Consider the following 24541-nt stretch of genomic DNA (forward strand, 5'->3'; position numbering starts at 1 on the left):
TTCAGTCGACTGACACGCCCTCTTCGCGAGCAAGCTCGCTCCCACAGGGATTGGGGTTGATCACAGATTTTTGATCAACCCCATTGGCTTACGCAGCCTCCGGGCTTGGTGCGCGACGCACGTCCGGTTGCTTCCATGAATCGGCTGCGCTTTCTTCGATGGCTTGCTGAATGGCCTTCTTGCGCGCTTCTTCGGCACGGCGGCTGAAGAACCAGACCATGAAGGTCACGATCGACACAGCCAGCAGAATCAGACTGGCCACGGCGTTGATCTCAGGCTTCACGCCCAGACGCACTGCCGAGAACACTTCCATCGGCAAGGTCGTCGAACCAGGACCCGAGACGAAGCTCGCCAGTACCAGGTCATCCAGCGACAGCGCGAACGACATCATGCCGCCCGCCGCCAGCGATGGCGCGATCATCGGGATGGTGATCAGAAAGAACACCTTCCACGGCCGTGCACCGAGGTCCATCGCCGCTTCTTCGATCGACAGGTCCAGCTCACGCAGACGCGCCGACACCACCACCGCCACATACGCCGCACAGAACGTCGTGTGAGCGATCCAGATGGTGACGATGCCACGTTCCTGTGGCCAGCCGATCATCTGCGCCATGGCCACGAACAGCAGCAACAGCGACAGACCGGTGATGACTTCGGGCATCACCAACGGCGCTGTCACCAGGCCGCCAAACAGCGTGCGGCCCTTGAAGCGGGTGATGCGGGTCAGCACGAACGCCGCCAGGGTGCCCAGCGCCACCGCTGCCACCGCGGTGTAGCAGGCGATTTCCAGCGAGCGCAGCACCGAGCCCATCAGTTGCGTGTTGTCGAGCAGGCCGACGTACCACTTGATCGACCAGCCGCCCCACACCGTCACCAGTTTCGAGGCGTTGAACGAGTAGATCACCAGGATCAGCATCGGCAGGTAGATGAACAACAAACCGAGGACCAGCATCAGGCTGGAGAAACGGATGCGCTTCATTCTTTACCCTCCATTTCCTTGGCCTGACTGCGGTTGAACAGAATGATCGGCACAATCAGGATCGCCAGCATCACCACCGCCAGCGCGGACGCTACCGGCCAGTCACGGTTGTTGAAGAACTCTTGCCAGAGCACTTTACCGATCATCAGGGTTTCCGGACCGCCGAGCAGTTCCGGGATCACGAACTCACCGACCACCGGGATGAACACCAACATGCAGCCGGCAATAATGCCGTTCTTGGACAGCGGGATAGTGATTTTCCAGAAGCTGTTGAAGGTGCTCGAACCGAGGTCGGAGGCCGCTTCCAGCAGACTGTGATCGTGCTTCACCAGGTTGGCATACAGCGGCAGGATCATGAACGGCAGGTACGAGTAAACGACACCGATGTACACCGCCAGGTTGGTGTTGAGGATCTGCAAAGGCTCGTCGATGAAACCCATGCTCATCAGGAAACCGTTGAGCAGGCCGTTGTTGCTGAGAATGCCCATCCACGCGTAAACGCGGATCAGGATCGCGGTCCAGGTCGGCATCATGATCAGCAGCACCAGCACCGTTTGCATCTCTTTACGGGCGGTGGCGATGGCGTAGGCCATCGGGTAACCGATGACCAGACAGAGAATGGTGCTGATCAGCGCCATCTTCAGCGAGCCAAGGTAAGCGGCGATGTACAACTCGTCGCCCGCCAGCATCGCGTAGTTGCCCAGGTTCAGCAGCAGTTGCAGCTTCTGTTCGGCGTACGTGTAGATCTCGGTGTACGGCGGAATGGCCACGTCGGCTTCGGCGAAGCTGATCTTCAGAACGATGAAGAACGGCAGCATGAAGAACAGAAACAGCCAGATGAACGGGACCCCGATGACCAACTGCCGGCCATTGGGGATTATTCGGTTGATGCGGCGTTTGAATTTGCGCATGTTCATGAGCGCAGTACCACGCCGCTGTCGTCTTCCCACCACACGTAGACCTGATCACCCCAGGTCGGACGCGCGCCGCGACGTTCGGCGTTGGCCACAAACGACTGCACCAGTTTGCCGCTCGGCAATTCAACGTAGAACACCGAGTGCCCGCCGAGGTAGGCGATGTCGTGCACCTTGCCGCTCGACCAGTTGTATTCACAGGTCGGTTGATCGGCGGTGACCAGCAGCTTCTCCGGACGGATCGCGTAAGTCACCGATTTGTCCTGCACCGAAGTACTGATGCCGTGGCCGACGTAGATCTGCCGGTCGAGGTCTTTACAGGTGATGGTCGCATGGCCTTCGGCGTCGTCGATCACTTCGCCTTCGAAGATATTGACGTTGCCGATGAATTCGCAGACCAGACGGCTGGTCGGGGTTTCGTAGATGTCGATCGGGCTGCCGATCTGGGCGATCCAGCCCAGGTGCATGATCGCGATGCGCTCGGCCATGGTCATGGCCTCTTCCTGGTCGTGGGTCACCATTACGCAGGTCACGCCGACGCGTTCGATGATCTCGACCAGTTCCAGCTGCATCTGCGAACGTAGTTTCTTGTCCAGTGCGCCCATCGGCTCATCAAGCAACAGCAGCTTCGGCCGCTTGGCCAGCGAGCGGGCCAGTGCCACACGCTGACGCTGACCGCCGGACAGTTGATGCGGCTTGCGCTTGGCGTATTGGCTCATCTGCACCAGCTTGAGCATCTCGGCCACGCGGGCATCGACTTCAGCGGCCGGAATCTTGTCCTGCTTGAGGCCGAAGGCGATGTTCTGCGCCACGGTCATGTGCGGGAACAAGGCGTACGACTGGAACATCATGTTGATCGGACGTTCGTACGGCGGCATGTCGGTGATGTCGACGCCGTCGAGAAAAATGCGCCCCTCCGTGGGCCGTTCGAACCCTGCCAGCATCCGCAGCAGAGTGGATTTGCCCGATCCCGAACCGCCGAGCAGGGCGAAGATTTCGCCTTTCTTGATTTCCAGGGACACATCGTCCACGGCAATCGTCTCGTCGAACTTCTTCGTGACCCGGTCGATTTTGACCAACACCTGTTTCGGTGTCTGGTCGCCCTCGAGGGCTTTCTTATAGGCGCCGGAGGCAACTGCCATTTACGAAACTCCCAGAAAAAAACAATGCAGTTCGCCCCGCAAGGCGAACCCAGGATAGTGTGTGCCTTACATCCCCGACTTGACCTTGGTCCAGCTGCGGGTCATCAGGCGCTGAATGTTCGGTGGCAACTCGGTCGATACGTAGGCCTTGTCGATAACGGCCTGCGGCGGATACACCGACGCATCGGTGCGGATGGATTGTTCCATCAACTTGTCCGAACCCGGATTGGGATTGGCATAACCGACGTAGTCACTGACCTGAGCGATCACCTCAGGTTTCAGCAGATAGTTGATGAAGGCATGGGCCTGCTTCACGTTCGACGAATCCTTGGGGATTGCCAGCATGTCGAACCACAAGGCGCCACCCTCTTTCGGCACCGTGTAGGCGATGTTCACGCCCTTCTTGGCTTCGGCTGCGCGGTTCTTCGCCTGGAAGATATCGCCAGAGAAACCGATGGCTACGCAGATGTCGCCGTTGGCCAGATCACCGATGTATTTCGAGGAGTGGAAGTAGGTCACGTAAGGACGCACCGCGAGCAATTTGTCGGTGGCTTTTTCGTAGTCCTTGGGGTTGGTGCTGTTGGCATTCAGGCCCAGATAGTTGAGCACGGTCGGCATCATTTCATCCGCCGAATCGAGGAACGCCACGCCGCAGCTTTGCAGCTTCTTGATGTTCTCAGGTTCGAACAAAACGCCCCAGGAATCGATCTTGTCGACACCCAAAACGGCCTTCACTTTATCGACGTTGTAACCGATGCCGTTGGTGCCCCACAGGTACGGCACGGCGTACAGGTTGCCCGGATCGTTTTGCTCCAGACGCTTGAGCAGCGCAGGGTCGAGATTGGAATAATTCGGCAGTTGCGCCTTGTCGAGCTTCTGGAACGCGCCCGCCTTGATCTGCTTGCCGAGGAAGTGGTTCGACGGCACGACCACGTCGTAACCGGTGCGCCCGGCCAGCAGCTTGCCTTCCAGGGTTTCGTTGGAGTCGAACACGTCGTAGACCGGTTTGATCCCGGTCTCTTTCTGGAAGTCGGCCAGCGTGGTCTCGCCGATGTAATCGGACCAGTTATAAATATGCACCGTACCGGCGGCCTGGGCTCCGACAGCAACTGTCAGGCCGGCAGTGGCCAGCAGGGCTTTGCGCAAAGAAGAAAAAATAGGCAAGTGGAGGTCCTCTAAATTAGTTGGGCCCAAGTTGCCCCGCGCTGCATGACAGCGATGGCTGCCCGGCAACAAAACCGGCGCGCAACTTACCCTCGAAAAACCGTTCCTGCAAAACTTCCTGTCATTTAATTGATCCGCTGGCCGCCCGCGCAGGGCATGACGGCCAACGGTTGTTGCCTCAAACCGGCTTATTTACCCGATTTGATCTTGGTCCAGCTGCGGGTCAGGATGCGCTGAGTCGCGGCCGGCAAGTCGGCAATCGCGTACAGCTTGGCCAGCACGTCAGCCGGTGGGTAAACGCCCGGGTCGCTGGTGATGTCTTTATCAACCAGTGGGGTTGCAGCGGCGTTACCGTTCGGGAAGCGTACGGCGTTGGTGATTTCCGCCATGATTTCCGGCTTCTGCAGGAAGGTCATGAACTTGTAGGCGCCTTCGACGTTTTCGGCATCTTTAGGGATGGCGACCATGTCGTAGAAGCTGCCGGCACCTTCTTTCGGAATGTTGTAGCTGACTTTCACCTTGTCACCGGCTTCAGCAGCGCGCGACTTGGCCTGGTAGATGTCACCCGAGTAACCCACAGCCACACAGATGTTGCCGTTGGCCAGGTCGGAGATGTACTTGGACGAGTGGAAGTAGGCGATCGAAGGACGCACCTTCATGATCAGCGCTTCAGCCTTGTCGATGTCTTCTTTCTTCTGGCTGTCGGTTGGCAGGCCCAGGTAGTGCAGCGCCACCGGAATCATCTCGGTTGGCGAGTCGAGCAGGCTGATGCCGCAGGATTTCAACTTGGCCGCGTTTTCCGGCTTGAAGATCAGATCCCACGAATCGACCGGCGCGTCGGCGCCCAGTGCAGCCTTGACCTTCTCGGCGTTGAAGCCAATACCGATCGAGCCCCACATGTACGGGAAGGCATGCTCGTTGCCCGGGTCGCTGACCGACACGGCTTTGAGCAAGTCAGTGTTGAGGTTCTTCCAGTTAGGCAGCTTGGACTTGTCCAGCTTCTGGTAGACACCGGCCTTGATCTGCTTGGCGAGGAAGTTGTTCGACGGTACGACGATGTCGTAGCCGGACTTGCCAGCCAGCAGTTTGGCTTCAAGGGTTTCGTTGCTGTCGAAGACGTCGTAGACGACTTTGATACCCGACTCGTCTTCAAACTTCTTGATGGTGTCCGGGGCGATGTAGTCGGACCAGTTGTAGACGTGCAACACCTTGTCGTCCGCCTGAGCCGCAGCCGCCATGATTCCCATCAGGGACATGGCGAGCAGAGTCTTGCCAGCGAGCTTTTTGCCTAATGCCTTCATGCGTTAATGCTCCAAATTTTTCTTTTTTGAACCACTTTGTTCAGCGGCCGAACCCGGACAACTGGAACCGCGGCTAGTCTGGCAAGATCCGAGGCGGTCTTTCAAGAAAAGACCAGCCTTTCTGACAGCTTTGAGCGCGAGCGCCACGGCTCCCCCGCTCAAAGCCTAGCACTTAGCCCTGCAACGCACTGAGGGTCAGGTCCAGACACTTGCGTGCCTTTGTAACCAGCTCATCGATCTCGGCTTTGCTGATCACCAGCGGCGGCGCGATGATCATGGTGTCGCCCACAGCGCGCATGATCAGGCCGTTGTCGAAGCAGAACTGGCGGCAGATCATGCCGACGCCCCTGCCTTCGTAACGCTTGCGCGTGGCCTTGTCCTGCACCAGCTCGATCGCGCCCAACAGACCAACCCCGCGAACTTCACCCACCAACGGGTGATCGTTCAGTTCCCGCAGACGTTTCTGCAAATACGGTGCCGTTTCGTTGTGCGCGTTCTCGATAATTTTTTCATCGCGCAGGATGCGGATGTTTTCCAGGCCCACCGCTGCCGCCACCGGGTGACCGGAGTAAGTGAAGCCGTGGTTGAAATCGCCACCTTCATTGAGCACCGCAACCACGCTATCGCGCACGATCAGGCCACCCATCGGGATGTAGCCTGAGGTCAGGCCTTTGGCGATGGTCATCATGTCGGGTTTGAGATCGTAGAAATCGCTACCGAACCACTCACCGGTGCGGCCGAAACCGCAGATCACTTCGTCCGCCACGAACAGGATGTCGTACTTGGCGAGGATTTCCTTGATGCGCGGCCAGTAGCTGTCGGGCGGAATGATCACACCGCCGGCACCCTGGATCGGCTCGGCAATAAAAGCACCGACGTTGTCGACGCCGACTTCGAGAATCTTCTCTTCCAGCTGATTGGCTGCCCAGATGCCGAACTCTTCCGGGGACATGTCGCCGCCTTCGGCAAACCAGTACGGCTGCGCGATGTGGACGATGCCCGGGATCGGCAAGTCGCCTTGTTCGTGCATATAAGTCATGCCACCAAGGCTCGCGCCGGCCACGGTCGAACCGTGATAACCGTTCTTGCGGCTGATGATGACTTTCTTGTTCGGCTGGCCCTTGATCGCCCAATAGTGGCGAACCATGCGCAGCATGGTGTCGTTGCCTTCGGAACCGGAACCGGTGAAGAACACATGGTTCATGCCTTCCGGTGCCACGTCGGCGATTGCCTTGGCCAGTTCCAGTGCCGGCGGGTGCGCGGTCTGGAAAAACAGGTTGTAGTACGGCAGCTCACGCATCTGTTTGGCAGCCGCATCGGCCAGCTCATCGCGACCGTAACCGATGGCCACGCACCACAGCCCGGCCATGCCGTCGAGAATCTTGTTGCCTTCGCTGTCCCACAGGTAAACGCCCTTGGCGTTGGTGATGATCCGCGGGCCTTTCTCTTTCAGCTGCTTGAAGTCGCTGAACGGGGCCAGGTGGTGATCATTGCTGAGTGCTTGCCACTCGCGGGTTTGCGGGTTGTTGCTGGTCATGCCAATTCTCCTTGTTATCGGTGAAGGCGCGGCTTTTTCAGGGCCGCGCCTGGCGTATCAGACGGCGAAGAGCAGGTACTCACGCTCCCAGGAACTGATCACGCGCTTGAAGTTTTCATGCTCGGCCCGTTTTACCGCGACGTAGCCAGTGATGAAGGTTTTGCCCAGGTACTTCTCGATGGTCGCGCTGTTTTCCATGCGCTCCAGCGCATCTTCGATGGTCAACGGCAGGCGCAGGTTGCGGCGCTCGTAACCACGACCCACCACTGGCGCGCTCGGGTTGAGACCTTCGACCATGCCGATGTAACCGCAGAGCAGGCTCGCGGCAATCGCCAGGTACGGGTTGGCGTCGGCGCCCGGCAAGCGGTTTTCCACGCGGCGGTTCTGCGGGCCGGCATCCGGTACGCGCAGGCCGACGGTGCGGTTCTCTTCGCCCCACTCGACGTTGACCGGTGCCGAGGTGTCCGGCAGGAAGCGGCGGAACGAATTGACGTTCGGCGCGAACAGCGGCAACAACTCAGGAATCAGTTTCTGCAAACCACCGATGTGGTGCAGGAACAACTGGCTCATGGTCCCGTCTTCGTTGGAGAAGACGTTCTTGCCGGTCTCGATGTCGATGATGCTCTGGTGCAAGTGCATCGCACTGCCTGGCTCACCGGTCATCGGCTTGGCCATGAAAGTCGCGGCCACGTCGTGCTTGAGCGCGGCTTCGCGCATGGTGCGTTTGAACACCAGAATCTGGTCGGCCAGCGACAGTGCGTCGCCGTGACGGAAGTTGATTTCCATCTGCGCCGTACCGTCCTCGTGGATCAGCGTGTCGAGGTCCAGCTCCTGCAGTTCGCACCAGTCGTAGACGTCTTCGAACAGCGGATCGAATTCGTTCGCCGCTTCAATGGAGAACGACTGACGACCGATTTCCGGACGGCCCGAGCGGCCAATCGGCGGCTGCAACGGATAGTCAGGGTCGTCGCTGCGCTTGGTCAGGTAGAACTCCATTTCAGGCGCCACGATCGGCTGCCAGCCCTTGTCGGCATAGAGTTTCAGAACTTTTTTGAGGACGTTGCGTGGCGACAGTTCGATCGGGTTGCCTTGCTTGTCGTAGGTGTCGTGGATCACCTGCGCAGTCGGCTCGATAGCCCATGGCACCATGTACACGGCGTTCTGGTCGGGGCGGCAGATCATGTCGATGTCGGCCGGGTCGAGCAGTTCGTAATAGATGTCGTCTTCGACGTAGTCGCCGGTCACGGTCTGCAGCAGCACGCTCTCGGGCAGGCGCATGCCTTTTTCGGCGATGAACTTGTTGGTCGGCGAAATCTTGCCCCGGGTGATCCCGGTCAAGTCGGCGATCATGCATTCGACTTCTGTGATCTTGTGGTCTTTCAACCAATCGGTGAGCTGGTCGAGGTTGTTACTCATAAATGCCTCTGGGCTGAGTCTCCTGACGTGTGTCAGGCAAAGTTTGACGCCGGGGCGTCGCGTTAAAGGGGGCTTGCTTGTGCGCAGTGCGGGCTTACGCCGGGCACCGCGCATAGACAATGAAAGAGGAGCTTACCTGCCCTTTACGCTGGCGTTGCATTTCCTGTGCACACTCAAGGCGTGCAGAATCATGAGCACGGCTGAGGAAGCCGCACAGGCTTTGGAAATGAAAGCGATCTATAGTGGAAGGAGACGCCATAAACAGGATGCTTTCCCGTACGTCCAGAATATCGGACGCTGGCGCTTGAACGGCCATGGACGGGAACATCGTCGGCAAGCGGCAAGCCTTGCTGGCTGCGCTACGGACGGATTTGTCGCCACTGATGTGATGAGCATGCAGACCGGACTGTTGCGAGCAGTCGGTGATGCCGATTAACGGCAGGCGAGACATGAAGCACCCCGGTATTATTGCTGTTATGGGTTTGATCGGAGCTTAGCCTTGTTCATTTTTTTACACAACACCCCCGTAAAAAATACAACACGGCCTGCTCAAGCCTGCGGGTGCACAGTCTCCCAAGGACAAAAAAACACCCGAAAATGCCCCATAAATGCCCTCACAGCGCTTTTTTAGGGCAAAAAAGGCCTCGCTTGACTTCGGCAGGCCGTTCGGGTTGACTGAAACCAGAAAAGATCAATGATTGATATTTTTAACAACAAAGGTGTTGCATCATGTCGGTACCCCCGCGTGCCGTTCAGCTTAACGAAGCGAACGCGTTCCTTAAGGAACATCCTGAGGTTCTGTACGTTGACCTTCTGATTGCGGATATGAATGGTGTGGTGCGCGGCAAGCGCATTGAACGCACCAGCCTCCACAAGGTTTACGAGAAAGGCATCAACCTGCCGGCCTCTCTATTTGCTCTGGATATCAACGGTTCAACGGTGGAAAGCACCGGCCTGGGCCTGGACATCGGCGACGCCGATCGTATCTGCTATCCGATCCCCGATACCCTGTGCAACGAGCCATGGCAGAAGCGCCCGACCGCGCAACTGTTGATGACCATGCACGAACTCGAAGGCGATCCTTTCTTCGCCGATCCGCGCGAAGTGCTCCGTCAAGTTGTTGCAAAGTTTGACGAGCTCGGCCTGACCATCTGCGCCGCCTTCGAACTCGAGTTCTACCTGATCGACCAGGAAAACGTGAACGGCCGTCCACAGCCGCCACGCTCGCCGATCTCCGGCAAACGTCCGCACTCGACTCAGGTTTACCTGATCGACGACCTCGACGAATACGTCGACTGCCTCCAGGACATTCTGGAAGGTGCCAAAGAGCAAGGCATCCCAGCCGACGCCATCGTCAAGGAAAGTGCCCCGGCGCAGTTCGAAGTGAACCTGCACCACGTCGCCGACCCGATCAAGGCCTGCGACTACGCGGTACTGCTCAAGCGCCTGATCAAGAACATCGCCTACGACCATGAAATGGACACCACCTTCATGGCCAAGCCGTACCCGGGCCAGGCAGGTAATGGTCTGCACGTACACATTTCGATTCTGGATAAAGAAGGCAAAAACATTTTTGCCAGCGAGGATCCCGAGCAGAACGCCGCGCTGCGTCACGCGATCGGCGGTGTGCTCGAGACCCTGCCCGCGCAGATGGCTTTCCTCTGCCCGAACGTCAACTCGTACCGTCGTTTCGGCGCACAGTTCTACGTGCCGAACTCACCGTGCTGGGGCCTGGACAACCGCACCGTGGCGATTCGCGTACCGACCGGCTCGTCCGATGCCGTGCGTATCGAACACCGCGTGGCCGGTGCTGACGCCAACCCGTATCTGTTGATGGCTTCGGTACTGGCCGGCGTGCATCACGGTCTGACCAACAAGATCGAGCCGGGCGCGCCAGTCGAAGGCAACAGCTACGAGCAGAACGAGCAAAGCCTGCCGAACAACTTGCGCGATGCCCTGCGCGAGCTGGACGACAGCGAGGTGATGGCCAAGTACATCGATCCGAAGTACATCGATATCTTCGTCGCCTGCAAGGAAAGCGAGCTGGAGGAGTTTGAACACTCCATCTCCGACCTTGAGTACAACTGGTATCTGCATACCGTTTAAGCGGATTGCAGCTTCAGGAAAAACGCCGTTGGCTGATTCAGCCAACGGCGTTTTTTTATGGCCGCCTGCGGCGGTTCGCTGGCCGACAAGACAACACACAAGCCGGCTCGTACAATGCCCGCTGCCCCGCAGGAGACTTCCATGACGCGACCCGCCCCCGTCCGCAAACCCCGTGCCCGCAGCCAGGCGCGCATCGATTCGATACTCGACGCCGCGCGTACGCTGCTGGCCGCCGAGGGTGTGGCGAGTCTGTCGATCTACAGCGTTGCCGAGCGCGCGCAGATTCCGCCCTCCTCCGTGTACCACTTCTTTGCCAGCGTCCCGGCGCTGCTTGAGGCGCTGACGGCAGACGTACACGCGGCGTTCCGTGCCTGCCTGCAAGCACCGATCGATCATGAAGCCTTGCATGACTGGCGTGATCTGTCGCGACTGGTCGAACAACGGATGCTGGAGATCTACGACGAAGACGCCGCCGCACGGCAGTTGATCCTCGCGCAACATGGTTTGACCGAAGTGACCCAGGCTGACCGCCAGCACGATATTGAGTTGGGCGATCTGATGCACAAGCTCTTCGATCATCACTTCGAGTTGCCGAGGCTGCCGGAGGATGTCGATGTGTTTGCCCTGGCGATGGAGTTGGGTGACCGGGTTTATGCGCGCTCGGTGCAGCAGCACGGGCAGATCACTCCGCGCATGGCCGAGGAAGGAATGCGCGTGTTTGATGCTTATATCGGCCTGTATCTGCCGCCGTATCTGCCTAAACGCTAAAAGATCGCAGCCTTCGGCAGCTCCTACATTGGAACGCAATCCCCTGTAGGAGCTGCCGAAGGCTGCGATCTTTTGCTCTTCAAGACACAAAAACCCCGAAGGGCTCACGCCCTCCGGGGTTGTTTTTTACTCACTGGCTTACAACTTGGCGATCGACACCTCGGTGGATTTCACAAACGCGATCACTTCGCTGCCGACCACCAGTTCCAGCTCTTTGACCGAGCGGGTGGTGATCACCGAAGTGACGATGCCCGAAGCGGTCTGCACGTCGATTTCCGACAGCACGTCGCCGAGGACGATTTCCTTGATCGAGCCTTTGAACTGGTTACGGACGTTGATGGCTTTGATAGTCATGGCAATGATTCCTGTCGTTTGCTTGAGTTATTGAGCCCAACGCAGTTGCGTAGGCAGTGGTGAAACAGGTTCCGGCGCCGGCGGTTCGCCGGGCAGGGAGAGAACACGGTTAAGCACTTCGGTTTCCAGCGCTGCCAGTCGGTGCGAACCACGCACCCGCGGCCGCGGCAGCTCCACATGCAGGTCGAGGCCGACTTCGCCGTCCTCGATCAGAATCACCCGGTCGGCAATCGCCACCGCTTCGCTGACGTCGTGGGTCACCAGCAGCACGGTGAAGCCGTGTTGCTGCCAGAGACGTTCGATCAGTTGCTGCATTTCAATACGGGTCAGCGCATCCAGTGCACCGAGCGGTTCATCGAGCAACAGCAGCCGCGGTTGATGGATCAGCGCCCGCGCCAGCGCGACACGCTGCTTCTGTCCGCCAGACAACGCCGCCGGCCACTCATTGGCCCGATAGGCCAGACCCACCGCGTCCAGCGCTTCAAGCGCCTTCGGACGCCAGTTGCCTTTAAGGCCGAGGCCGACGTTGTCGATGATCTTTTTCCATGGCAGCAAACGCGCTTCCTGGAACATCAATCGGGTGTCTTCCCGCGCATCACTGAGCGGCGCAGAACCGGCCAGCAAGTCGCCGCCAGTCGGTTGATCGAGGCCGGCGAGCAAGCGCAGCAAGGTACTTTTGCCGCAGCCACTGCGCCCGACTACGGCGACGAACTGCCCCGCCGGAATGTGCAGATCAATGTCACGCAGCACCTGCCGCGCGCCAAAGGTTTTCTGCAGATTGCGCACCGCCAGCGGAATCCCGCGCAGCAGGCGTGGAGGTTGTTGAGCGGTCATGCCGCACCTCCTTTGGCAACCTGATAAGCCGGGTGCCAGCGCAACCACACACGCTCAAGTCCACGGGCGGCGAGGTCGGCGAGTTTGCCGAGCACGGCGTAAAGCAGGATCGCCAGCACCACCACGTCGGTCTGCAAAAACTCGCGGGCGTTCATCGCCAGATAACCGATGCCGGAGCTGGCGGAAATGGTTTCGGCGACGATCAGCGTCAGCCACATAAAGCCCAGGGCGAAACGCACACCGACCAGAATCGAAGGCAGCGCACCCGGCAGAATCACCTGCCAGAACAGACTGAAACCGCTCAAGCCATAACTGCGCGCCATCTCCACCAGCGCAGGGTCGACGTTGCGGATGCCGTGATAAGTGTTGAGGTAGATCGGGAACAACGTGCCCAGCGCCACCAGAAAAATCTTCGCTGACTCGTCGATGCCGAACCACAGGATCACCAGCGGAATCAGCGCCAGATGCGGCACGTTGCGGATCATCTGCACCGAGCTGTCGAGCAGGCGTTCGCCCCATTTCGACAGGCCGGTGATAAAGCCCAGGACCAGACCGATGCTGCCGCCGATGGTGAAACCGAGGGCCGCACGCCAGCCGCTGATCGCCAGATGCGTCCAGATTTCACCGCTGCGCACCAGGCTTACGCCGGCTTCGATCACCGCCACCGGTGCCGGCAGAATCCGTGTCGACAACCAACCCGCCGACACCGACAACTGCCACACCGCCAGCAACAACACCGGCAACGCCCAGGGCGCGAGGCTGTGGATGATTTTCTTCATGGCGCGCCTCAGCTCTGCGACGCGGCTTTGGGAAGAATGTCGTTGGCGACCATCTCGCCGAACGGGCTGACATAACCGGCGCTTTTCGGCAGTTCCGGACGCTCGATGTCGAGGTGCGGGAACAGCAGTTCAGCGACGCGATACGATTCTTCGAGGTGTGGATAACCGGAGAAGATGAAGGTGTCGATGCCCAGATCCGCGTATTCCTTCACACGCGCGGCCACAGTCGGGCCATCGCCGACCAGCGCCGTACCGGCACCGCCGCGCACCAGACCGACGCCGGCCCAGAGGTTCGGGCTGACTTCGAGGTTGTCGCGGCTGCCACCGTGCAGTGCGGCCATGCGTTGCTGGCCAACCGAATCGAAACGCGCCAGCGACGCTTGAGCGCGAGCGATGGTGTCGTCGTCCAGGTGCGAGATCAGCCGATCCGCCGCTTGCCAGGCTTCCGCATTGGTTTCACGGACGATCACGTGCAGACGAATGCCGAAGCGCACGGTGCGGCCAAGCTTGGCGGCTTTGGCGCGCACTTGTGCAATCTTCTCGGCGACTGCTGCTGGCGGCTCGCCCCAGGTCAGGACCATCTCAACTTGTTCAGCGGCCAAGTCCTGCGCTGCTTCCGACGAGCCACCGAAGTACAGCGGCGGACGCGGTTGCTGGATCGGCGGATAGAGCAATTTCGCGCCCTTCACGCTGATGTGCTGACCGTCGTAATCAACGGTTTCGCCTTCCAGCACACGGCGCCAGATGCGGGTGAATTCCACCGAGGCTTGATAGCGTTCTTCGTGGCTGAGGAACAGACCGTCGCCGGCCAATTCTTCCGGATCGCCGCCGGTCACGAGGTTGAACAGCGCACGGCCACCGGACAGACGATCCAGCGTGGCGGCCTGCCGCGCCGCGACCGTCGGGGAAATGATCCCGGGGCGCAGGGCGACAAGAAACTTCAGACGCTGGGTCACCGGGATCAGCGAAGCCGCCACCAGCCACGAGTCTTCGCAGGAGCGGCCGGTGGGGATCAGCACACCGCCGAAGCCCAGACGATCCGCCGCTTGCGCGACCTGTTGCAAATAACCGTGGTCGACGGCGCGAGCGCCTTCGGCGGTGCCAAGGTAATGGCCGTCGCCGTGGGTAGGCAGGAACCAGAAGATATTGAGGCTCATGGAGTGGTCTCCTTGGGGATTCGAATTACTGCGCTTTAGCCACAGCGGCCGGTGGTGTCCAGATCACATCCTTGATGCTCAGCGGCTTGGGAATCAGCTTGAGCTGGAAGAACGTGTCAGCGATTTTCTGCTGCGCGGCGACCACTTCCGGGGTCAGGAACAGCGCGCCGTAGCCCTGGCGCTTCACCGAGGTCAGGGTGATGTCCGCCGGCAGGCCGAGCAGTGGCGCGACTTGTTGGGTCACGTCTTCGGGGTTGGCCTTCGACCATTCGCCGACCGCGCGCACTTCCTCAACGAGGGTTTTGATCACCTGAGGATTTTTCTCGGCGTAAGGCTTGGTCGCGAGGTAGAACTGGTGGTTGTCGACGATGCCTTTGCCGTCGCGCAGGGTGTGCGCTTGCAGTTGTTTCTCGGCCGCAGCCTGGTACGGATCCCAGATGACCCAGGCGTCGACGCTGCCACGTTCGAACGCGGCGCGCGCATCGGCCGGCGGCAGGAATACGGTTTGAATGTCGCTGTATTTGAGGCCGGCGTCTTCCAGCGCACGCACCAGCAGGTAGTGGACGTTGGAGCCTTTGTTCAGGGCGACTTTCTTGCCTTTGAGATCGGCCACCGATTTGATCGGCGAGTCTTTCGGCACAAGGATCGCTTCGCTGTTCGGCGCGGGTGGTTCATAAGCGACGTAAAGCAGATCGGCGCCGGCCGCCTGAGCGAACACCGGTGGAGTTTCGCCAGTGACGCCGAAGTCGATCGAGCCGACGTTCAGGCCTTCCAACAGCTGCGGGCCGCCAGGGAATTCAGTCCATTGCACGTCGACGCCTTGGGCGGCCAGACGTTTTTCCAAAGTGCCTTTGGCTTTGAGCAGCACCAGCGTGCCGTACTTCTGATAACCGATCCGCAATGTCTCGGCTTGAGCTTGAGTGATGGCGCCGAAGGTGACAGCCGCAGCAAACAGAGCGACCAGACCACGACGCAAAAATACAGTGCGCATAGCGCTCTCCTTTTTTGCTGTTGGGTTTTGGCTGCACCTGCTTGGCCGTTGGCGGCTGAGTAAGGTGAAGTACATCAAATGCGGGTGTGGCTTAAATGCTCCAGCGAGCACTCAACAAACGTTCGTTCAACAGGCCCGGTTCCAGCGGTTTCGGCCGACGGGCCATGGCGCCGACAAACTGATCCAGCGCTTCATGCAGACGCTGCTCCAGCGCTGGAGCCAGTTGCGCCGCAGCACTGCCTTCGCCGTAAGCGATCTGGCTGTCCTCGGCGAAAATCCCCTGAAGCATTTCCTGGGCTTTCAGCGCCGACAACACAGGCTTGAGGGCGTAATCGACCACCAGCATGTGGGCGATGCTGCCGCCAGTGGCCATCGGCAAGACAATCTTGTGGTTCAGGGCGCGCTCGGGCAGCAGATCCAGCAGCGTTTTCAACGCGCCGGAGAACGACGCTTTGTAAACCGGTGTGGCGATCAGCAGACCGTCGGCGTTTTCAATCTGTTGCAGCAGGTCGAGCACCTTCGGGCTGTCGAAGCGGGCATGGAGTAAATCCTCGGCCGGGAAGTCCCGCACCTGATAACTCACCACTTCCACCCCTTGCTGCTGCAACCAACGTTGCGAGCGCTCCAGCAGCACCCCGGAACGGGAGCGCAGGCTGGGGCTGCCACCGAGTGAGACGACCAGCATTAAGACCATTCCTTAAGCGTTACAGGCGATTCGCGGGTTGCGATCTCGCTTCGATGGAGTGACCTTACCAGCTGATTTATATATCCATAAATCATATTTATTCATTTGGTTATGCATTTTGGAGATATACATTTCAGCAAACTGCGGGCGAAAAAAAAGGCCGTCGAAACGACCTGAAATCCCCTGCTTAGTAGCTACCACTGATCGTTCCCACGCTCTGCGTGGGAATGAATCCATGGACGCTCCGCGTCCACTGTGACGCGGAGCGTCACGGGCGGCATTCCCACGCGGAGCGTGGGAACGATCTGCCCGGTGAGATCACTTATTCGGCTGTGGCGTCAGGCGCAGGTACGGTTTCACCGCGCGATAGCCCTTCGGAAAGCGCTTTTTGATTTCGTCTTCATCCTTGAGCGAAGGCACGATCACCACCTCCTCACCGTCCTGCCAGTTGGCCGGGGTGGCCACCTTGTAGTTGTCGGTGAGCTGCAGCGAATCGATCACCCGCAGAATCTCGTGGAAGTTGCGCCCGGTGCTCGCCGGATACGTGATGGTCAATCGAATCTTCTTGTTCGGATCGATCACGAACAGCGAACGCACGGTCAGCGTGTCGTTGGCGTTCGGGTGGATCAGATCATAGAGATCGGAGACCTTGCGATCGGCATCGGCGAGGATCGGAAAGTTGACGACAGTGTTCTGGGTTTCGTTGATGTCTTCGATCCACTTGTGGTGCGAATCCACCGGGTCGACCGACAGCGCGATGGCTTTGACGCCGCGTTTGCTGAACTCATCCTTGAGCTTGGCGGTGAAGCCCAGCTCAGTGGTGCACACCGGGGTGAAGTCCGCCGGGTGGGAGAACAGCACGCCCCAGCTATCGCCCAGCCATTCGTGGAAACGAATCTTGCCGGCGCTGGAATCCTGTTCGAAATCGGGGGCGATGTCGCCGAGTCTGAGGCTCATGGTGCTGCTCCTGATGAGTTGTTCGAGACCTCAACTGTAGCCCGGGATTTGCCATCATGAAAAAGAATAAATAATGAGATATCTAGATCATAAGTGAATATTAAACATCTGTTCACTGGACGCTGGCAGGCATCCCGACGAACATCAGCCGCAAGGTTCGAGAAGGCCTTGAGTTGCTGAAAAGAGGGAAATTCGGGGAGGGCTTACGGGGGTGGGCCTGACTCGAAAACGCAAAGCCCCGTCCGGCGCGATGCCGGACGGGGCTTTTTTTACATCAACGAATCGAGACGCGCTATTACAGCAGCGGGATCGAGTAGCTGAGGATCAGGCGGTTTTCGTCCTGGTCGCGAACGCCAGCGATGTTGGTACGCCAGGTAGCGTTTTTCCACATGAAGCCAACGTTTTTCAGCGGGCCTTCCGGTACGACGTAACCGACAGTCAGGTCACGTTCCCACTCGGAGTCGCCATTACCGTTTTCAAGACCGCGGGAAGTAACGGTGTCGATGTTGTCGCCACGCAGGTAAACCATACCAGCGGTCAGGCCTGGTACGCCGACTTTGGCGAAGTCATACGAGTAGCGAGCTTGCCAGGTACGTTCGCCGGCACGGCCGAACTTCTGAATCTGCATGTCGGTGATGGTGTAGTTCGACGAGCCGTCACCCTGGTTCAGCCAAGGGAAGTCGCTGCTGCCGTTGGAAACCTGGTAGCCACCACCGAAGGTGTGACCTGCAACGGTGTACAGGAACAGGCCGCTGTACAGGTTGTTGTCGACTTTACCGCGACCGCTGGCAACACCGGAATAGTTACCGCTGCTGAAGTAAGCAGGGGTGTTGCCGTTGGCGCCGTCGTCGGAGCTGTTGAAGTAACGGAAGTCAGACTTCAGCACGCCCGGGCCGATTGCCCAGTTGTGAACCAGACCCAGGAAGTGTTGCTTGTAGAAATCTTCCAGGTTGCCGTAGTAGTACTGGGCAGTCAGGTCTTTGGTGATTTTGTAGTCACCACCGGCGTAGATGAACTTGTTGCTGTTAACGGTACGCGGTGCCGCGCCGTTGATAGACAGCTGTTCATTGTTGCTGGAGTTACGGCCTTTGGCGTGCTCGATCTGACCACCGACCAGGGTCAGGTCCTTGATCTCGCCGGAAGTGATCTGGCCACCCTGCCAGGTCTGTGGCAGCAGACGACCGTCGTTGGTCACGATAACCGGGTTCTTCGGCTGCAGAGTACCCAGCTTCAGCTCAGTCTGGGAGATCTTGGCTTTGGCAGTCAGGCCCAGGCTTGAGAAGTTATCGACCGCTTGGCCATTGGATTCGCTTGGGAAAACAGTGCCGCCGTAAGCAGGACCAGGTTTGCCAGCAGCGGTAACGTTACCGTTGGTGCCGCCGCCCGAATCCAGACGTACGCCCAGCAGGCCGATGGCGTCGATACCAAAACCAACGGTGCCTTGGGTATAGCCGGAAATGAAACGCAGATCGAAGCCTTGGCCCCACTCTTCGTTGCGGCTTGGTTCGTTTGTTCCGCTACGGTTATCAGTGTTGATGTAGAAGTTACGCAGCCCCAAAGTAGCTTTGCTGTCTTCGATGAAACCGGCGGCGCCTGCCTGCTGCGCCATAACCCCTACGGCCACAGCCAGGGCCAAGGTGGACTTGTTCATGTAAAGCTCCTCTCGTTTCTAATTCTTGTGTTCCTGGCCCTGGGTCTGATGCCCCGGGTCCTAAGATGCGCGATTAGCGCCAGAGCGTGACTGACAAGTCAATCGTAACCTTGTGTGTCTACGACCAAGGTCTAATCGCAGTGATTTGGTCCGTGCAGAGTAAAGATTTCCTGATAAACCCAAAAAGAATTTATTCATTCTTTTTCATATCATTTCGGAATATGGCCAGTATCGTGCCACCTCCGCCGGGAAACAGCGTATCGGCGACTAAGCTCATTCCTAAATGGTATTTGTTAGCCTTTTTTTATATCGATTAGCTTTGGCGCAACCGCAATTCGTCAAACCCTATCGAAAAGGCGACGCCATGATGGCCAAACGCGCACTATCTAGTCAATTTGTTACAGTTTGTGTGTCAGCTCTGATTTCTTTTTCTGCCCATGCCGCCAGCCTCACCGTGGGTTATCAAACCGGTATCGACCCGAGCAAAGTCCCCCAGGCTGACGGCGTCTACGAGAAGACCATCGGCGAGAAAATCGACTGGCGCCGCTTTAACAGCGGCCCGGAAGTTGTGACAGCCATTGCTTCCGGTGACGTGCAGATCGGCAACCTCGGTTCCAGCCCTTTGGCAGCGGCGGCGTCGCGCAATCTGCCGATCGTGGCGTTCATCGTTTCAGCGCAGATCAATGCCGCCGAAGCCTTGGTAGTGCGTAATGGCAGCGGCATCAATACTCCGCAGGATCTGGTCGGCAAAACCATCGCCACGCCGTTCGTTTCCACCTCCCACTACAGCCTGCTCGGCGCCCTCAAGCACTGGGGTCTGGACACTTCGAAAGTCAAAGTCGTGAACCTGCAACCCGCAGAGATCGCCGCCGCGTGGAAGCGTGGGGATATCGATGGTGCGTTTGTTTGGTCGCCGGCGCTGGGTGAAATCCGCAAGACCGGCAAAACCCTGACTGATGCCGCGCAGGTCGGCCAGTGGGGCGCGCCAACCTTCGAGGTTTGGGTTGCCCGTAAAGACTTCGCCGAAAAGCATCCTGACGTTGTGGCCAAATTTGCCAAGGTCACTCTAGACGCGTTTGCCGATTACGCCAGCCATAAAGACAGCTGGACAGCCGACTCCGAACCTGTGCAGAAAATCGCCAAACTGACCGGTGCCAATGCCGCCGATGTACCGGAATTGCTCGCAGGTTCAGCGTTCCCGGACGCCAAGGCGCAACAAACCACGGCGCTGCTCGACGGCGGAACAGCGAAGGCGATTGGCGAGACGGCGAAGTTTTTGAAGGAACAGGGCAAGGTTGAAACGGTGCTGCCGGACTACTCACCGTACGTCAGCGCGAAGTTCATCGCCCAGTAAAAAGCTTCGCGAGCAGGTCGAATCGTCGCACCGTCGCTCCCACAGGAGTGGGAGCGAGCCTGCTCGCGAATGGAGCGCCTCGGTTACAGAGTTTTTTCGAAGATCTTCGAATTACGCTGAAAGTTGTACAGCGAAGCTCGGGCCGCCGGCAGGCGTTCAACGCTGCTCGGCTCGAACCCGCGCTCACGGAACCAGTGCGCGGTGCGCGTGGTGAGGACGAACAAGGTCTTCAAACCCTGCGCCCGTGCGCGAGTTTCGATACGTTCCAGCAGTTCATCACCGCGACCGCCGTGGCGATACTCCGGATTCACCGCCAGACACGCCAATTCACCGGCATCGGAATCGGCAATCTGATACAGCGCCGCGCAGGCGATGATCATGCCTTCACGCTCGACCACGCTGAACTGCTCGATCTCGCGTTCCAGCACTTCGCGCGAGCGACGCACCAGAATCCCCTGCTCTTCCAGCGGACTGATCAAGTCGAGCAAGCCACCGACGTCTTCAATCGCCGCCTCGCGGACCAGTTCGAATTGCTCTTGCGCAACCAGCGTACCGCCACCGTCACGGGTGAACAGCTCGGTCAGCAGCGCGCCGTCTTCGGCGTAACTGACGATATGGCTGCGCGCCACACCGCCACGGCAAGCCTCGGCGGCGGCATCCAGCAGTTCCGCCTGATAGTTGCTGCCAAGGCGTTGCAAATGCGCCGGCACCTGTTGCGGGCGCAGTTCGCGCACCAGTTTGCCGTTTTCGTCGATCAGACCGAGATCAGCACCGAACAGCAGCAACTTGTCCGCGCCGAGGTCGATGGCGGCGCGGGTGGCGACGTCTTCGCAAGCGAGGTTGAAGATTTCCCCGGTTGGCGAGTAGCCCAGCGGCGACAGCAGCACGATCGAACGCTCATCGAGCAGACGATTGATGCCCTTGCGGTCGACCCGGCGCACTTCGCCGGTGTGGTGATAGTCAACGCCTTCGAGCACGCCGATCGGCCGTGCGGTGACGAGGTTGCCGCTGGCCACGCGCAAACGCGAACCCTGCATCGGCGACGAAGCCATGTCCATCGACAAACGCGCTTCGATGGCGATGCGCAATTGGCCGACCGCATCGATTACACATTCCAGCGTTGCCGCATCGGTGATGCGCATGCCGTGGTGGTAATGCGGGGTCAGCCCACGCGCGGCGAGGCGGGTTTCAATCTGCGGGCGCGAACCGTGCACCAGCACCAGGCGCACGCCGAGGCTGTGCAGCAGGACGATGTCGTGGACGATGTTGCCGAAATTCGGATGCTCCACGCCGTCGCCGGGCAGCATGACGACGAAGGTGCAGTCGCGGTGGGCATTGATGTAAGGGGACGCGTGACGAAGCCAATTGACGTATTCGGGCATGAACCTGGGCCTGTAATAAATAGCAGCCTAAAAAGGGGCGAAACGGAAAACGCACAGCTGGCTGATGGTTATCGTCGGAACAGGCTTGGCGACACGCGCGCTCTCCTCATGAATACGGGTTGGATTCCCACTAATTTAACGGCTGCCGCTGTAGGAGCTGCCGTAGGCTGCGATCTTTTGATCTTGATCTTCAAAACAAAATCAAAAGATCGCAGCCTTCGGCAGCTCCTACAAGGGAGCCGTTCAATTCTTCAGGCAGTAATGTTCAATCAGTTGCCGTAATAGATGCACGGTAGGCTGCAAACGTGACATTTCAAGGTACTCGCCGGGCTGATGCGCGCACGCAATGTCGCCGGGGCCGAGCACGATGGTTTCGCAGCCAAGGCGCTGAAGATAAGGCGCTTCGGTTCCAAACGCTACTGCTTCGGCGCTGTGACCGGTGAGCTTTTCGGCGATGCGCACCAGTTCAGCGTCTTCATCCTGCTCGAACGGCGGCACTTCCGGGAACAACGGTTTGTAATCGATCTTCACCTGATGTCGCTCGGCCACCGGGTTGAGCTTGCGCAGAATCTCCGCACGCAGGACTTTCGGGTCCATGCCCGGCAACGGCCGCAGATCAAACTCCAGCGAACACTGGCCGCAGATACGGTTGGGATTGTCGCCGCCATGAATGCAGCCAAAGTTCATCGTTGGCTGCGGCACGCTGAACTGCGGATTATTGAATTCACGCTGCCACAACAGGCGCAAGCCACGCAGTTCGCCAATCGCATCGTGCATGGCTTCAAGAGCACTGTGGCCCAGGCGCGGATCCGACGAATGGCCGCTCTGCCCGAGAATGTCGATGCGCTCCATCATGATGCCTTTGTGCATGCGGATCGGCTTGAGCCCGGTCGGCTCGCCGATTACCGCCGCACGACCCAGCGGGCGCCCGGCCTCGGCCAGTGCGCGGGCGCCAGACATCGAGCTTTCTTCATCGCAGGTAGCGAGGATCAGCAGCGGTTGCTTGAAAGGCTGATCGAGCAGAGGCAACACCGCTTCGATGATCAACGCGAAGAAGCCCTTCATGTCGCAACTGCCGAGGCCGACCCAGCGGCCACCGACTTCGGTGAGCTTCAGTGGATCGGTCTGCCACAACGCATCGTCGTACGGCACCGTGTCGCTGTGGCCGGCCAGCACCAGCCCGCCGGGACCGCTGCCGAAACTGGCGAGCAGGTTGAACTTGCCGGGGCTGACCTGCTGGATGTCGCAGCTGAAACCCAGGTCACCCAGCCAGCCGGCGAGCAAATCGATCACCGCGCGGTTGGACTGATCGAGGTTCGGCTGGGTACAGCTGACCGATGGCGCGGCGATCAGCGCAGCGAACTGGTCTTGCATGGACGGCAAAGGCATCGCTGACTCCAACTCCCGATTTGAAGTCCATCATAGAACCATCCGGCGTCAGGAATAAACCGCCGCAGGGCGTAGGACGAATCAGTCCTGTACACTGCACGGCCTTGGCAGCCACATATTCCCCGGCTGCGCTCCCGATCCTGGATTTTCCGGCCATGCAGAAAGAAACCGAAATCAAACTCCGCGTCAGCCGCGAAACCCTCGCCGCCCTGCGCGAGCACCCGTTACTGAAGAAACGCAACAAAAGTGGCTGGGAACGCCGTGAGTTGATGAACCAGTACTTCGACACCCCTGAGCGCGACCTGGCCCAGGCCAAAGTCGCCCTGCGCCTGCGCAAGGACGGTGACGAAGTGATTCAGACCCTCAAGACCCGTGGCCAGAGCGTTGCCGGCCTGTCCGAGCGCAATGAATACGACTGGAAGTTGCCAAAAGCCAAGCTCGACGTGAAGAAACTCGACGGCGAATGCTGGCCCGAGTCGCTGGCCGAACTGGACAAGAAAACCCTCAAGCCGATCTTCACCACCGATTTCGTCCGCGAACGCGCCGAAATCGCCTGGGGTCGTGGCAAGTCCAAAGTGGTCATCGAAGCCGCGCTGGACCTCGGTCACGTGGTCGTCGGCAAGCAGAAAGAAGAAATCTGCGAGCTGGAACTGGAACTGCGCGAGGGCGAACCTGCCGCGCTGCTGGAACTGGCCGCTGAACTGGCCGAAACCCTGGCCCTGATGCCGTGCGACATCAGCAAGGCTGAGCGCGGTTATCGTCTGTACGACGCCAACAGCTACTCGCTGAGCCTGCCGGCGCCGGAGTTGACCCCGGAAACCCAACTCGACGACGCTTTCGCCGCACTGAGCTGGCACTTGCTCGGCAGCAGCCAGCGTCTGGCAGAACAGTACCGTTTCAATGGCCACTGGCGCCTGTTGCTCGACTGGGTCGAGAACCTCGCGGAACTGCGCGCACTGCTCAGCAGCCTCGGCCAGGCCGCTCCGCGTCAGTCGACTCACGATTTGCGCGTTGCCCTGGATGCGTTGCTGGAAGACTGGCGCCCGCTGGTGCAGGCCGGTATCGAAGATGAAGACGTGCGCAAAGCCGCACCGGAGCAGTTCCTCGAAGAACTCGAAGACCCGCGCTGGGGCTCGTTCTCACTGAACACTTCGCGTTGGCTGCTGGCTCGCACCTGGACCGCCGATCGTAACGTACGTGGTAATCGTCAGGGCGGCGCGCAGTTGCACAGCTGGTTGCCGCGCACATTGGGCGAAGAAGCGACGGCCCTGCAATTGCAGCGTTATCAGCAGCAGCCGGAAGATCTGGCTGAGCAACTGCCGCGTATCGAGCGCATCCAGGTCTGGCTGCACCATGCTCGTAACGTGCTGGACATCGCGGAAATGGACCGTCTGTACGGCGAGCTGAACAAGCTAGCGCAACTGGCCAACGAACCGACGATCACTGACGAACTGCTCGACGCGCGCAAGCAGCAGGCGATTGCGGTTTACCAGAATCGCGCGTGGAAAATGCTCCTGCGCATGTAACACCGCTTTCGCGAGCAGGCTCGCTCCCACTTTGGAATGCAATCCCCTGTGGGAGATTCTATGGTTCATGCCTAGCCCCTAAACGGCTTTAGGTGAGTATTCGCTCTGATTTTTCAGCAGAGCAAATACCACCCGGGCAAGCTTGCGGGCTAGTG

The 24541-nt window shown here is 59.2% G+C and carries 22 protein-coding genes; 4 read left to right on the forward strand and 18 right to left on the reverse strand.

What is annotated here, in order from left to right:
- Positions 1 to 88: 88 nt before the first annotated feature.
- The 8 genes from GTU76_RS16460 to GTU76_RS16495 form a co-directional block, all read right to left on the reverse strand.
- Entirely contained in the window at positions 89 to 979 is an 891-nt protein-coding gene (locus GTU76_RS16460) for an ABC transporter permease subunit (protein WP_180699077.1), read from the reverse strand.
- Complete coding sequence (locus GTU76_RS16465; RefSeq protein WP_180699085.1) at positions 976 to 1857, reverse strand: ABC transporter permease subunit; 882 nt, start codon at positions 1855 to 1857, stop codon at positions 976 to 978. The genes GTU76_RS16460 and GTU76_RS16465 overlap by 4 nt, the downstream gene beginning before the upstream one ends.
- 35 nt (positions 1858 to 1892) lie before the next feature.
- Positions 1893 to 3035 (reverse strand): ABC transporter ATP-binding protein, encoded by a 1143-nt coding sequence (locus GTU76_RS16470; protein WP_007913856.1) that lies wholly within the window; start codon positions 3033 to 3035, stop codon positions 1893 to 1895.
- Between the two features lie 66 nt (positions 3036 to 3101).
- Positions 3102 to 4199 (reverse strand): polyamine ABC transporter substrate-binding protein, encoded by a 1098-nt coding sequence (locus GTU76_RS16475; protein WP_180699078.1) that lies wholly within the window; start codon positions 4197 to 4199, stop codon positions 3102 to 3104.
- A 188-nt stretch (positions 4200 to 4387) separates the two neighbouring features.
- Positions 4388 to 5500, reverse strand: a complete 1113-nt coding sequence (locus GTU76_RS16480) for a polyamine ABC transporter substrate-binding protein (RefSeq protein WP_008085325.1) — start codon at positions 5498 to 5500, stop codon at positions 4388 to 4390.
- Positions 5501 to 5672: 172 nt separating this feature from the next.
- Positions 5673 to 7037 carry an aspartate aminotransferase family protein gene (locus GTU76_RS16485; RefSeq protein WP_180699079.1) on the reverse strand — a complete coding sequence of 455 codons (1365 nt, stop codon included), beginning with the start codon at positions 7035 to 7037 and terminating at the stop codon, positions 5673 to 5675.
- Positions 7038 to 7094: 57 nt separating this feature from the next.
- A complete protein-coding gene (locus GTU76_RS16490; protein ID WP_007913846.1) occupies positions 7095 to 8453 on the reverse strand; it encodes a glutamine synthetase family protein in 1359 nt (452 codons plus the stop codon).
- A gap of 94 nt (positions 8454 to 8547) precedes the next feature.
- Positions 8548 to 8904 carry a glutamine amidotransferase gene (locus tag GTU76_RS16495; protein ID WP_157786257.1) on the reverse strand — a complete coding sequence of 119 codons (357 nt, stop codon included), beginning with the start codon at positions 8902 to 8904 and terminating at the stop codon, positions 8548 to 8550.
- 278 nt (positions 8905 to 9182) lie between these two features.
- Between GTU76_RS16495 and GTU76_RS16500 the strand changes: the two genes are divergently transcribed.
- Both GTU76_RS16500 and GTU76_RS16505 read left to right on the forward strand, forming a co-directional pair.
- Positions 9183 to 10559, forward strand: a complete 1377-nt coding sequence (locus GTU76_RS16500) for a glutamine synthetase family protein (RefSeq protein ID WP_007913842.1) — start codon at positions 9183 to 9185, stop codon at positions 10557 to 10559.
- 141 nt (positions 10560 to 10700) lie between these two features.
- On the forward strand, positions 10701 to 11327 hold the full coding sequence (locus tag GTU76_RS16505; protein ID WP_016983802.1) for a TetR/AcrR family transcriptional regulator: 627 nt from the start codon (positions 10701 to 10703) through the stop codon (positions 11325 to 11327).
- A 138-nt stretch (positions 11328 to 11465) separates the two neighbouring features.
- On the opposite strand, the gene GTU76_RS16510 is transcribed toward GTU76_RS16505, so the two are convergent.
- From GTU76_RS16510 to GTU76_RS16545, 8 genes are all read right to left on the reverse strand, one after another.
- Positions 11466 to 11681, reverse strand: a complete 216-nt coding sequence (locus GTU76_RS16510) for a TOBE domain-containing protein (RefSeq protein WP_003229256.1) — start codon at positions 11679 to 11681, stop codon at positions 11466 to 11468.
- Positions 11682 to 11708: 27 nt separating this feature from the next.
- Positions 11709 to 12515 (reverse strand): aliphatic sulfonates ABC transporter ATP-binding protein, encoded by an 807-nt coding sequence (gene ssuB, locus GTU76_RS16515; RefSeq protein ID WP_180699080.1) that lies wholly within the window; start codon positions 12513 to 12515, stop codon positions 11709 to 11711.
- Positions 12512 to 13294, reverse strand: a complete 783-nt coding sequence (gene ssuC, locus GTU76_RS16520) for an aliphatic sulfonate ABC transporter permease SsuC (protein WP_003229260.1) — start codon at positions 13292 to 13294, stop codon at positions 12512 to 12514. The genes ssuB and ssuC overlap by 4 nt, the downstream gene beginning before the upstream one ends.
- Positions 13295 to 13302: 8 nt before the next feature.
- Positions 13303 to 14451: an FMNH2-dependent alkanesulfonate monooxygenase gene (gene ssuD, locus GTU76_RS16525; RefSeq protein WP_018928626.1), complete on the reverse strand. Its 1149-nt coding sequence runs from the start codon at positions 14449 to 14451 to the stop codon at positions 13303 to 13305.
- Between the two features lie 25 nt (positions 14452 to 14476).
- The gene (locus GTU76_RS16530) at positions 14477 to 15442 is read right to left on the reverse strand and encodes a sulfonate ABC transporter substrate-binding protein (protein WP_099757462.1); all 966 of its coding nucleotides are present in this window, start codon (positions 15440 to 15442) and stop codon (positions 14477 to 14479) included.
- A gap of 91 nt (positions 15443 to 15533) precedes the next feature.
- Positions 15534 to 16127 carry an NADPH-dependent FMN reductase gene (gene ssuE / locus GTU76_RS16535; protein ID WP_034151973.1) on the reverse strand — a complete coding sequence of 198 codons (594 nt, stop codon included), beginning with the start codon at positions 16125 to 16127 and terminating at the stop codon, positions 15534 to 15536.
- 318 nt (positions 16128 to 16445) lie between these two features.
- Positions 16446 to 17084, reverse strand: a complete 639-nt coding sequence (locus GTU76_RS16540; RefSeq protein ID WP_034151974.1) for a peroxiredoxin — start codon at positions 17082 to 17084, stop codon at positions 16446 to 16448.
- 295 nt (positions 17085 to 17379) lie between these two features.
- Positions 17380 to 18735, reverse strand: coding sequence for an OprD family porin (locus GTU76_RS16545; RefSeq protein ID WP_016983805.1), 1356 nt, complete (start codon positions 18733 to 18735; stop codon positions 17380 to 17382).
- A 364-nt stretch (positions 18736 to 19099) separates the two neighbouring features.
- Here GTU76_RS16545 and tauA point away from each other — a divergent pair, with 364 nt between their 5' ends.
- Positions 19100 to 20089 carry a taurine ABC transporter substrate-binding protein gene (gene tauA, locus GTU76_RS16550; protein WP_026000502.1) on the forward strand — a complete coding sequence of 330 codons (990 nt, stop codon included), beginning with the start codon at positions 19100 to 19102 and terminating at the stop codon, positions 20087 to 20089.
- An 83-nt stretch (positions 20090 to 20172) separates the two neighbouring features.
- Here the strand turns inward: tauA and argA are convergent, their stop codons facing one another.
- Together argA and argE are read right to left on the reverse strand one after the other, a co-directional pair.
- Entirely contained in the window at positions 20173 to 21471 is a 1299-nt protein-coding gene (argA, locus tag GTU76_RS16555) for an amino-acid N-acetyltransferase (RefSeq protein ID WP_007913824.1), read from the reverse strand.
- A 243-nt stretch (positions 21472 to 21714) separates the two neighbouring features.
- Positions 21715 to 22860 (reverse strand): acetylornithine deacetylase, encoded by a 1146-nt coding sequence (gene argE, locus GTU76_RS16560; RefSeq protein ID WP_180699081.1) that lies wholly within the window; start codon positions 22858 to 22860, stop codon positions 21715 to 21717.
- A gap of 155 nt (positions 22861 to 23015) precedes the next feature.
- Between argE and GTU76_RS16565 the strand changes: the two genes are divergently transcribed.
- Positions 23016 to 24386 (forward strand): CYTH domain-containing protein, encoded by a 1371-nt coding sequence (locus GTU76_RS16565; RefSeq protein ID WP_016983808.1) that lies wholly within the window; start codon positions 23016 to 23018, stop codon positions 24384 to 24386.
- The last annotated feature ends 155 nt before the right edge of the window (positions 24387 to 24541 follow it).

The sequence above is a fragment of the Pseudomonas crudilactis genome (genome assembly GCF_013433315.1).
Taxonomy (GTDB): domain Bacteria; phylum Pseudomonadota; class Gammaproteobacteria; order Pseudomonadales; family Pseudomonadaceae; genus Aquipseudomonas; species Aquipseudomonas crudilactis.